General features: G+C 51.2%; 11 protein-coding genes. 7 read left to right on the top strand and 4 right to left on the bottom strand.

The window, feature by feature from the left end; genetic code table 11:
* The 4 genes from HMPREF2891_RS09305 to HMPREF2891_RS09295 all read left to right on the top strand — a co-directional run.
* The coding region (locus HMPREF2891_RS09305; protein WP_148131766.1) for a C40 family peptidase at window positions 1-299 on the top strand (299 nt) is incomplete at its 5' end.
* Between the two features lie 44 nt (window positions 300-343).
* Window positions 344-718, top strand: a complete 375-nt coding sequence (locus tag HMPREF2891_RS09300) for a single-stranded DNA-binding protein (protein ID WP_186822330.1) — start codon at window positions 344-346, stop codon at window positions 716-718.
* A 13-nt stretch (window positions 719-731) separates the two neighbouring features.
* Window positions 732-866 carry a hypothetical protein gene (locus tag HMPREF2891_RS09885; protein ID WP_261666867.1) on the top strand — a complete coding sequence of 45 codons (135 nt, stop codon included), beginning with the start codon at window positions 732-734 and terminating at the stop codon, window positions 864-866.
* A gap of 1 nt (window position 867) precedes the next feature.
* Window positions 868-2,019: an ArdC family protein gene (locus HMPREF2891_RS09295; protein ID WP_070665212.1), complete on the top strand. Its 1,152-nt coding sequence runs from the start codon at window positions 868-870 to the stop codon at window positions 2,017-2,019.
* A 275-nt stretch (window positions 2,020-2,294) separates the two neighbouring features.
* Here HMPREF2891_RS09295 and HMPREF2891_RS09290 read toward each other — a convergent pair whose 3' ends face one another.
* The 4 genes from HMPREF2891_RS09290 to HMPREF2891_RS09275 are packed head-to-tail and all read right to left on the bottom strand — an operon-like array spanning window position 2,295 to window position 7,410.
* Window positions 2,295-3,704, bottom strand: coding sequence for an FAD-binding oxidoreductase (locus HMPREF2891_RS09290; RefSeq protein ID WP_070665210.1), 1,410 nt, complete (start codon window positions 3,702-3,704; stop codon window positions 2,295-2,297).
* A gap of 7 nt (window positions 3,705-3,711) precedes the next feature.
* Complete coding sequence (locus HMPREF2891_RS09285) at window positions 3,712-5,208, bottom strand: FGGY family carbohydrate kinase (RefSeq protein WP_070665280.1); 1,497 nt, start codon at window positions 5,206-5,208, stop codon at window positions 3,712-3,714.
* 5 nt (window positions 5,209-5,213) lie between these two features.
* Window positions 5,214-6,638, bottom strand: a complete 1,425-nt coding sequence (locus HMPREF2891_RS09280) for an NAD(P)/FAD-dependent oxidoreductase (protein ID WP_070665208.1) — start codon at window positions 6,636-6,638, stop codon at window positions 5,214-5,216.
* Window positions 6,631-7,410 (bottom strand): IclR family transcriptional regulator, encoded by a 780-nt coding sequence (locus HMPREF2891_RS09275; protein ID WP_070665206.1) that lies wholly within the window; start codon window positions 7,408-7,410, stop codon window positions 6,631-6,633. Before HMPREF2891_RS09275 ends, HMPREF2891_RS09280 begins: the two co-directional genes overlap by 8 nt.
* 382 nt (window positions 7,411-7,792) lie before the next feature.
* On the opposite strand from HMPREF2891_RS09275, the gene HMPREF2891_RS09270 reads away from it, so the two are divergent.
* Genes HMPREF2891_RS09270 through HMPREF2891_RS09260 form a run of 3 tightly spaced genes read left to right on the top strand, consistent with a single transcriptional unit; the run spans window position 7,793 to window position 10,783 of the window.
* Window positions 7,793-9,016 carry an adenine-specific methyltransferase EcoRI family protein gene (locus HMPREF2891_RS09270; RefSeq protein WP_070665204.1) on the top strand — a complete coding sequence of 408 codons (1,224 nt, stop codon included), beginning with the start codon at window positions 7,793-7,795 and terminating at the stop codon, window positions 9,014-9,016.
* A 3-nt stretch (window positions 9,017-9,019) separates the two neighbouring features.
* On the top strand, window positions 9,020-10,195 hold the full coding sequence (locus HMPREF2891_RS09265) for an HNH endonuclease family protein (protein ID WP_070665202.1): 1,176 nt from the start codon (window positions 9,020-9,022) through the stop codon (window positions 10,193-10,195).
* A 15-nt stretch (window positions 10,196-10,210) separates the two neighbouring features.
* The gene (locus HMPREF2891_RS09260; protein ID WP_083311338.1) at window positions 10,211-10,783 is read left to right on the top strand and encodes a recombinase family protein; all 573 of its coding nucleotides are present in this window, start codon (window positions 10,211-10,213) and stop codon (window positions 10,781-10,783) included.
* Window positions 10,784-10,992 lie beyond the last annotated feature (209 nt).

Here is a 10,992-nt window from a genome sequence, read left to right as displayed (position 1 = left end):
CGGGCCTAGTCGTGCGCGTCTACGCCGACCTTGGCAAACCCCTCAACGTGCGAACCGCACACCAAATCATCACCCAAGCAGGCACGCCCATAGACCAATCAGCCCTACAACCAGGCGACCTGATCGGCTTCGCCACCCCGGGCAGCGGCCACTACCACCACATCGGCATCTACGCCGGTAAAGACCCAGGTGGTAACCGGCTCATGATCCACGCCCCCAACGTGGGCGGACACGTCGAACAAGTACCCCTCGACACCGCTTATTGGCTTGGCATGCAATGGCAAGCCGTCCGCATCTAACCCAAAACCAACAAACCAACTACCAAAATTTTAGGAGTGAAACAGTGAGCTACATAGTACGAGCAGGAAATCTTGCAGGCCCCGTCAAACTCACCATGAACGATGACGGAACCTACCAAGGCCGCGCCACCGTGATCGTGAACGACCGGGCAAAAGACCCAGAAACCGGCAAATGGGAGGACGCGGCCACAAACGCCTACTACCTCAGAGTCCAAGGCCAGGCAGCCGTGAAACTAAAAGACTTCCAAGACTTAAACGGCAACGCCGCCATCATCTTCACCGGCACCTACCGCGCCCGCGACTACACCAGTCAAGACGGGCAAGAGCGAGTAGCCCACGACGTGTGGGTAGACCACATCGGGGCAGACATTGCCCGCCAAGAACTACACATCATCACCCAAAACGGTAAAGACAACTAACCAGGAGAGAAAAATGGAAAACCAATACACCACGCTAGAGCTAGTAGAAACCCTCATCGAGCAGGTACAAAACCAGCAAGACCAGATCGAACAACTCACGCAACGAGTCCAAGCCCTAGAAGCTAAAACCAGCCAGGTAGGCAACTAACATGGCTAGTCGAAGCAAAGAAAAAGCCAAAGAAGAACGCGAAGCGAAACTCGCGAAAGCTCACGAAGAAATAGCCGCCGCAGCATCCCGGTTCAAAGACACCCAAACGTGGAAAGACATCCTGGACTATATGGCGCAAATGCCCCAGTACTCATTCCGCAACCTAGTGTGGCTCAACAACCAGGCCCGCAAGCGCGGAAGCATGGAATCTTCGTTTGCTTCCTATACCGCTTGGAAAAAGCTAGGTAGACAAGTCCAAAAAGGAGAAAAAAGCTACCAAGTTCTAGCCCCAGTCACCTACAAGCTACCCTTCCTAAAAGGTGAGGACCGGCCAATAGATAAAGACGAGCTAGATAAGTACGACAAGAAAGACATTATCTGGAAACGCACTGTCACAGGATTTACGGTACGTCCAACATTTGGCTACCACCAAACAGAAGGCGAGCCAATCAAGGGAAAAGACTTGCCCCAAGTAACCGGGCAGCGGTCCGAAGAACTCTGGCAGCGCGCTAAGCAGATCGTGGCAGACCTTGGATACAAGTACGAAGAAACCACGCGCAAAGCTCTAGGAGGCGCATACGGGGTAACCATGCGGCCGCTGATCGAAGGCCAAGGCGAGAAAACCATCGCTGTAGCCACCGACGCGCCCGAAGGCCACCAGTTCAAAACCCTCATCCACGAGATCAGTCACGCCCGCCTACACATGGACCAGGCAGACCAAACCGAGTCCATGCACAGGGGAATCAAAGAAGTCGAAGCCGAATCATGTGCCTACCTAGTCAGTAAATACTTCGGCCTAGACACGGCCGACTACTCCACCGGATACATCGCCGGATGGGCAAACGCAGACGAAGAAACCATCCTTGCCACCGGGGAGCGGGTAATCCAAAACTCCAACTGGATCATCGACCAGCTCAACCCGCAAACCCCCAGCGAAGAAGCTGTAGAAACTTTGCAGCGCACCCAAACCCGGCAGCAACAGCGCGTTCAGTCCCAAGTCGAACAAGCGCGCGAAACAACACCCGCACGCTCAAAACCGCCACTACCCGGCATTGGGGAAGTCCCGCAGATCAAGAAGCTAGACCACCCAACCCAGCACCCCACCACCAGGCGCACACCAAAGCAAACCACGAGCCTAGCCCTACACAGATAGGAACCAGAAAACAGGTAACACCATTAGAAGCGTTGTAGGGGCAAGCAAATGCTTGCCCCTACAATCGACTACTGTTTATGACTAATTCACATCAGTCGAACCACGCCACGAGAAACGCGGCCGCAACCAACTAGGTTGGTCATCCAATACTACAGCAGACACGCCAAGCCAGCAGACATATTTTCTCAGTAACTCGAGTTTTCACTGATATAACTTGGCATGTGTAACTAGGAGGGCCGGATCTCATCGATCCGGCCCTCTCAGGTTTGTCGAGCTTATTCGAGTGCTAACTTGCCCGGATTCATAATGTCGTTGGGATCCATCGTTCTCTTGATGTCTCTTAGGATATTCAGGCCGTTCTCTCCGATTCCTTCCTCGATCCAAGGGGCTCTCTCAAGCCCTGCACTATGATGGTGACAAATAGTGCCGCCAGCCCGGATACTAGCTTCGGTGAGATTTTTCCAGTGACGGGAATATGCTGCCAACACTTCATCTTGATCGGCTTTCTTGCCGCTTGCGATGACGTAAAGCGATGCGCCATCCCTGTATACGTGCGAGATGTGCCCCATTACTCTATCCATCTCTATGAGTGCTGCTTCGCGCATTGATTCCCAGACTGCGGGTAGCTTATCCCACGTAGCTGAAACCTCAACAGATTCAGCTATTCCGCCTTCATCACCAATTTCGTCGGTGAACCAAGAAACATCGAACCTCATCTTCTCCCAGTTGACGGCGGGTTCTGGACCTAGATTTCGACCTCCGTGTTTACTTGCTAGTTCTTCGACCTTGGTTTCCTGTGCAGCCACCACTTCATCTGCTCCCTCAAAGAGCAGGACCATTAGCCATTCGCCCTTGCTTTCAGAAGTGAATTGGGCATGTTTGGCCGTCCCTTCCACCGGATCGTAAATTCGCGCAACGGCCGGGTAGATACCTAACCACAATGTCTCACGAATAACATCGATGGCTTCATCAATAGAAGGGAACGCATAAGAATGGAATGTTCTCTGTTCCGGAACCTTGTAAGTCTTTAGAGTTACCTCGGTTATTATTCCAAGTGTGCCTTCTGAGCCAATAAATAGCTGCCGCAAATCAGGTCCAGTCGCCGATCTCGGAGAATAATGCGACTGGTAGATCTCACCATCGGGCAGGACCACCCTAAGTTCCGCGACAATATCTTCAACGTTGCCATATAGGCTCGAGAATGTGCCGGAGCCACGTTCGCAGATCGATCCAGCAACGCCTGCAATCGAGAAAGATTGTGGGTAGTGACCAACTGTGAATCCGCGATCACGTAGATACTCATCAAGCTCAGATAGGATGATCGAGCCCTGGACCTTCACGTGTCCGTTCTCCGGGTTAAAATCAAGGATCTTGTTATGTTCTCTCAGATCCAATAACACCCCGCCTTTAACCGGAATTCCTGAGCCAGAAACTCCGGAGCCTGGTCCTCGCACGATAATAGGGACCTGGTTTTGGTTGCACCAACGAACCATCTTCTGAATCTCTGCTTCAGTACGAGGCGTCACCAAAACTTCGGCTTCTCCCCACAATTCGCCCTTCCTATCAAGCTTCTGTGCCCGGAAGGAAGAATCTTGCGAAAGTTTGTAGAGCTCAGCATGGTCGAAGCTAACGCTTCCCACACCCTCCATATTTTGCAATTCTTGTATTTGTTGTTCCGTGAGCATAATGCTATTAACCCTCCTGAGGTAGTTTGGGAGTCCATCCCAACGATCGATCGATTGCGTCTCTCCACGCTTTACGCTGCGCTAGGCGTTCGGCTTCAGACATTTGCGGCTCAAAGCGTTGTTCCACGCGGAGCGTCTTCGCGGCGTCTTCGAGTGATTCCCAAACACCAGCATTAACACCAGCCATCCATGCCGCTCCACGCGCAGTAACATACGATGGATCACTTGTCCGCTCGACAGTTGCATTCAGCAAATCCGCAGTAAATTGCTGCAGGTAGTTTGATCTTGAAAGACCGCCATCAACCGTCAAAACAGAGACCTCGGTGCCAGCCATAGAAGTTATCAATTCCAGCAAATCCACGACAGTGTGCGCTATACCCTCGATTGTCGCACGAACTATATCTGCGGAAGTTGTGTGCCTTGATAGGCCGAAGACTGTACCACGTGCCTTCCCGTCCCAATATGGAGCAGCAAAACCGGCTAAAGCAGGTACAACGATCGTTTCCAACCCTTTCGACTCAGTACAAACCTTGTCGATCTCCGCCGCATTGCGAAGCACTTTCATATCATCGATTAACCATTCAATAGCGGATCCACTAACCCACGTTGAGCCTTCGATGATGTTTGTATTAGAACCTGCTGTTCGCCACGCAAAGCGATTATCAAGGCCGTTTGTATCGGTTACTATCCTGTCCCCAATATTGAAATCAATGAATGATCCAGTACCATGCGTGCATTTAACAGAGCCTGGTTTCAGTCCTCCGTGTCCGAAGAGCGCAGACTGCTGATCCGCCACTACAGCACGCACGGGTATCTCCGCACCAACCACGTCCGCCCTTGTGTAGCCGTAATCACCATCCTCGGGCAAAACAGTGGGTAAATCATGCACCGAAGCGCCATTACGTTCAATGAATTCTTGCCACCATTCACCGGTATGCTGGTCAAGCAGGCCCGTACTTGAAGCATTCGAGGATGAGGTGTAATCATTTCCGGTTAGCGCCTTAATCACCAAAGTGTCAGGCGTACCTATCAAGAGTTCACCTGTTCCTGAACGAGCTTTCAAGTCCTCGTTCTTAAACAGGTGCAATATGTGAAGGCCACAATTAGCAGCTGCCGGCATCAATCCTGTCCGCGCTGTATACTCCTCGCCCATTTCGGCTGCGAGTTTTCGTGCATCATCTGCGGCACGTGCATCTTGCCAACTAATTACTGGTGACAGCGGCTTACCAGTAGCCCGATCCATCACTGTCGTAGCTGTGCGTTGATTTGTTACGGCAAGACACTGGATATTTCGTTCGTTTGCGCGCGCACGTTCAACTACAGCCTTCACAACTCGAATTGATTTTTCAATAATTTCGTTCGGGTCTTGCTCAACAAAGCCGAACTGAGGAGTCGTGATAGCAAGCGGCAATTGTTCTTCATCAACGATTTTCGTTTCTTTGTTAAAAAGCACAGCGCGCGTAGAAGTTGTTCCTTCGTCCAAAACGAGAATATACGGTTCCACGACAATCACCTCCACACTTCTCGATAATGCGTCGTATTGGTCGTTATGCGACCAAGTTGCAGAAGATCGGTAACGACTTTATTGGCAATAGCAGGGGAAGCCGCTACGCCTGGTGACTGAATACCTGACACGTTATAGAATCCCGGTAATCCTGCCGCGGGACCGATAATAAAATCTTCACCGAAACTCGAAGCACGAGACCTAGCTTCTACTTCGACGACGTGTGAAAGATCAATCTCGGGATAGATCAGCACAGATTGCTCAAGTATCCAATCGATTTCTTCCTGCGTTGGCACGCAATGGAATCGATCTGGTTGTTCAACAGCTGAAGGCCCCAGACTAAGTGTTCCGTACGGGCGTAATGTGACGCCACCTCCCTTTGTGTAAGGGGAGGGAACGGGACCAGCGCCAATTCTGTATGGGGTGTCCTTATCATCGCGCACAATCACCAGAGTTCCTCTGCGGGCATGCAACGTGAAGTCTCGGACACCTGCTAATGCAGCAACATGGTCAGCAAACAGCCCCGCCACATTGATGACCAACTTGGTCTTGATGAAACCGGCGTTGGTGTCCACACCCGTCACACCAGTTTCGTCCTTCTCGAAACCGGTGACTGTCACTCCATAAAAAACATTTGAACCGACGTGTCGAAGAATCTCAACACTCTTTTCAGCCGCCTCTACAGCCTCGATGTATCCTGTTGTCGGTGTCATCAACGCACGTTTGATGTTCTTAGACATGCGAGGTTCAATTTTGCGTAGCTCATCACCCGAGATGATCTCAACCGGCACGCCTTTTGCCGCGCCGCGATCATAGTATTCCTCAATACGTTCGTCTTGATCATCGGTCAATGAGACAACAGTAGAACCTGTGCGAAGTAGCTTGATACCCAAATCCGACGCAAGCTTGTCCCACAACCGGTTGCCTTCTACATTCAATAGGCCTTTGAGTGTTCCGGGCTTAGGGTCAAAGCCCGAATGAACCATTCCGTTATTCAACCGAGTAGCACCGGTACCTGCCCTCAGCTGGCTCTCAAGCAAAACGACTCTATTGCCCAGCACAGCCAGCTTTTGCGCAACTATCGTGCCGACGATGCCAGCGCCGATGACTACAACGTCTGCTTCTTCCGGGACCGCACTCACGAAACCAGCTATTGGCGGAGTGGTGGCCATTTCCGGCGCATCCCGCGACGTCAGATCAACGATAACTTCTTTATCGTCACCTAACTCGTACCAAATATCTGAGAGCCTGTGCCCTACCTTCACTGCAGTATCCCATGTATCCGTTTCACCTTGAATACGAGGGCGTCCATTGAGCGAGCTAAGCTCAAACTGCAAGTCTGGGAACCGTTCGGCGATTCCATTACGCAGGGTGTCAATATCCGATTGATCAATTTCGGGCCTCGGACCAGCCCACTTCCCACTACTCATCATTTCCTCCAATCAGCTGTGCAAATTCTTTTGCCGCTACCAGTAATTCGTCCAACAACTTAGGATCAGGTCTGAAAGGCTGTTCTGCAGGCCACGGTAGAGACATCGACAAGGCGCCAATGACTTCCTCTCCTGCTTTTACAGGAACCGAAACGCAACAAATTCCCTTTTGGAACTCGTGCTCATCGATAGCGAACCCATGCCGCTTAATAGTTTCGATCTCTTCGCGAAGAGCAGCCGTCGAAGTTATCGTCTCTTCAGTGAGCGCAACTAACGGCCTAATAACGTAGGACTTGAGCAGGCGAGGATTAAAGGCTAAGAATACCTTTCCCGAAGCAGTCGCATGGGCCGGTCGCCTTGTACCTGGTATTGCTAGAGAACATTCGCCGTCCTTTGAATGCCTCTGAGCAGATGCGACAGTCAGTACACTTCCATGGTCATAAACAGTGCAGTGGACGGTGGTACCCGTAGACCTTGCCAGTCTCGTCACGTAGTCATCAGAAAGTGTTACAAATCGGCGCTGACATGATTGATTTACAACCCATTGCCCTACAGTGTTGCCTAGCCTGTATAAACCGGAACCATTTCCACGCGCCTCGACGAGCCCGAGCTCTTGAGCATTCGCCAAGTGCCGATAAACCGTGCGCCTGGGTATACTGGTTTCTCGCTCGATAGTGGTCACGTCAGCACCGGCGGGGCCGGCACTAGATATGCAATCCAATATCGCAAAAGTAATGCCGACTGTTTCAATTTGTCCCCAGTGACCTGCCATACTGTGAATCAAACCACTTTATTTTGCATCTCATCAATAGATGTGCCAGGGAGTGACACTGGACCACACAATCGACAACTGATCAAGGCTACGGACACACTATTACACCCAGCACACCACGAACCGGACGCGCACAACACGGTCGCGGAAGAAGGGCAAACCTAATTACTCCGTAGCCGGATCTCCAAGCAAACGACAATCATTTCGAGCGCGACTCAAGTCAATCAACTGAACGATATCGTCAACCCGCGCGTTATATTACAATCCACGTCATGTACAGTGATTGCGTACACCCTGTCCCGTGGTTTCATGCGCGCAGCAGCGCTTTTCTGGCGGGGTGTACGGGATCGACCGATTAAAAACAACACGGATGTGATAGCCAATGGCAGGCAACGCCAATCTAGGTGCCGCAAAAGCTGCTAAGAACGATGAGTTCTACACGCAGTGGAACGACATTGAAAACGAGATGCAGGCATATCTTGAATACGACCCTGATGTGTTTCGAGACAAGGTTGTACTACTACCGTGTGACGATCCAGGTGCTAGCAACTTCACCAAATACTTTGCACTCAACTTCGAAAAGTTCGGTCTAAAGAAATTAGTCTCGACTTCCTACGCGCCTGCGTCTAACCCCGCTATCACTGAACAGGGACAGATGTTGTTGGACTTTGAGCTACACGAGGACAAGGACGAAAAATTTAACGAGGATGACACTTGGTATCGCGGTCGTATCTATGTTCTTGAGCGCGACATAGACCTCAACAATGATGGCCGACTCAATAAAGAAGACCTGCAGTGGGACTACCTCGACGGCGACGGAGACTTTCGTTCCGAGGAAGTCACTAAGCTCCGAGACGAAGCAGACATCGTTGTTACTAACCCTCCTTTCTCGTTGTTTCGTGAGTTCCTAGCGTGGCTGGTCGAAGGCGAAGTTAAGTTTTCAGTTATCGGTAGCAAAAACTCAATCACTTACAAAGAGGTATTTCCTTTAATTCGTAGCAACCAACTGTGGTTGGGTAATGGTTTCGCTAAAGGTAATGCGTACTTCCGCATTCCGCCAGAACTAGCACGTGATTTCGCCACCGGCGTGTATGACGACGAGACTTCAACCGTCCATTTCAGGAATATCGATTGGTTTACCAACATTGAGCATGGCCGACGCCACGAACCACTTGTACTGATGTCAATGGAAGATAACCTTATCTACGGTTCCAAGACTCTTCGCAAGGTGGGGTATCCGGAATACGATAACTACAATGCCATTGAGGTTCCAGAAACTAAGGGGATACCTAACGATTATGACGGCATGATGGGTGTCCCCATTTCGTTCCTCGACAAGTACAACCCTGAGCAGTTCGAAATTCTAGGAATTACTCAGGCCTGGGACGACCATTCGGGATTAAAGCTGAAAAACTATCCCACACAGATTCAAGTCAGCAAGACCGGCAAGAGGTCGAGAGTGGGCAAACTTAACGATGGCGCCGCCATTCCACATGACACTGAACCTCAAGATACTACGTATTACGAGGTTGAAGGACGCATATTTACTAAACCTTACTGCAGAGTCCTCATTCGCCACCGACGCGCCGAGACCAAGGAGGCTTAAGCCATGGAAGCACATCTTAACCCCCGCACAATCCGTGACATTGTTGCCGGATTCCATTACAACGAGCTCGAAGGCAAAGGTCTGTACGGTCTTGCCGGCAATCTGACCATCCAGCCTGAGTACCAACGCAACTACATCTATAACGATGGTAAGAAAGACGTTGCCGTCATTGATTCGCTGCTTAAGGGCTATCCACTTGGGCTGATTTATTTCAATCAGCCCAACGCTGATGAAGACAAGTTTGAGATTCTTGATGGCCAGCAGCGCATCACATCGATTGGGCGTTTCTGCAAGGACTTGTTCATCGTTAAAGACTCTGCCGGCAACGAGCAGTACTTCTCATCACTCAGCGAGCATCAGCAGAATCTGATCCTTGATACTGAACTGCTAATTTATGACTGCTACGGCACGGAAGATGAGATCAAGGAGTGGTTCAAAACCATTAATATCGCCGGGGTGCAGCTAACAACTCAAGAACTGCGCAACGCTGTGTACTCAGGTCCGTTCGTCACCGCTGCTAAAAAAGTCTTTTCAAATTCTGGTTCGGCAGTGATGTCAAAGTGGTTGAACTTTGTCCGCGGCGAACCTACCCGCCAGAAAGTGCTGGAAGTTGCTTTGGACTGGATTACACAACGCGAGGACGTGAGTATAGATAACTACATGGCAAAACATCGCGATGACACGGACTGCAAGGAACTGCAGACATACTTCACCGCTGTTATTGACTGGGCGGGGAGCGTGTTCAAAATGACAGATAGCTCCATGAGAGGAATTGAGTGGAACACGCTGTATGAGGAATACGGAAGTCGCGGCTACAACGCAACCGAGATGACTAACGCGGCTCGTGAGTTGTTGGCTGACTCAGAGGTTAAGTCGAAAAAGGGTATCTACGAATATCTTTTGGGTGGCGAGAAGGATACGAAATTGCTTAATGTGCGCGTCTTTTCAGAAGCCGTCAAGAAGCGGGTGTACAAACGTCAGACGGACGCGGCAAAAGAGAAAGGCATTTCTAACTGCTCGTTCTGTGCCCTCGGGCACGATGCGGTAAGGACGAAGATTTGGGAGCTCAAAGACATGGACGCCGATCATGTCACCGCTTGGTCAAAAGGTGGAGCGACCGAGGAGAGTAACTGCGAGATGCTTTGTAAGTCCCATAATCGGGCCAAGGGTAACGCATAGAGTGACTCATTAACCATGCTAATCGGTTACGTCCGCGTTTCCACGTCTCGGCAGGGACAGTCTCTCGATACGCAGCGGGAGCAACTTATGGCTGCTGGTTGCGATGCTACGCATATCTACGCAGACACTATCTCGGGAACCAAGTGGCAGCGTCCTGGCCTGGATGAAGCGCTGGCGTACATGCGTCCCGATGACACGCTTGTTGTGACGCGGCTTGACCGGCTTGGTCGTAATCTTGCGGAGACTGTGAACACCATTGCTGATCTTGCCGAGCGTGATATTAACGTCAAAGTTTTAGAGCCTGCTTTGGACACTTCACGGCCTGCTGACAAGGTGGTTATCAACGTGATGGCAAGCCTGGCGGAGTGGGAGCGTGACCTGCTTATTCAGCGCACCCGCGAGGGAGTTGCTCATGCACGTTCGCAGGGCCGGGTCGCTGGTCCGAAACCGAAACTGAGTGCAGAACAGGCGCAGGTAGCTAGAGAACTCGTTGATGGTGGTAAGTCGGTCAGCTCGGTGGCCAGAACGTTCAATGTTTCACGACCGACAATCTACCGAGCTATCAAACGCACCAAGCTCGACGCCTGACCCGATATTCAGTCGTGAGCATTTGTTACGGCGGAAGCAGGTCGCAAGCTGGTGATCGGTTCGTTATTATTCTGGCCGCGCGTTGCGCGGCCGGTTTCACGCGGTGCGTGTGCGACCCACATTTGGCTACCACCAAGCAGAAAGCGAGCCAATCAAGGGCAAAGACCTGCCCCATGTAACCGGGCAGCGGTCCGAAGAACTCTGGCAGC

This window comes from Actinomyces sp. HMSC065F11 (assembly GCF_001813085.1).
GTDB classification, from domain to species: Bacteria; Actinomycetota; Actinomycetes; order Actinomycetales; family Actinomycetaceae; genus Gleimia; species Gleimia europaea.
The sequence above is the reverse complement of the archived record's forward strand: the minus strand, read 5'-3'. Positions and strand labels throughout refer to the sequence as shown.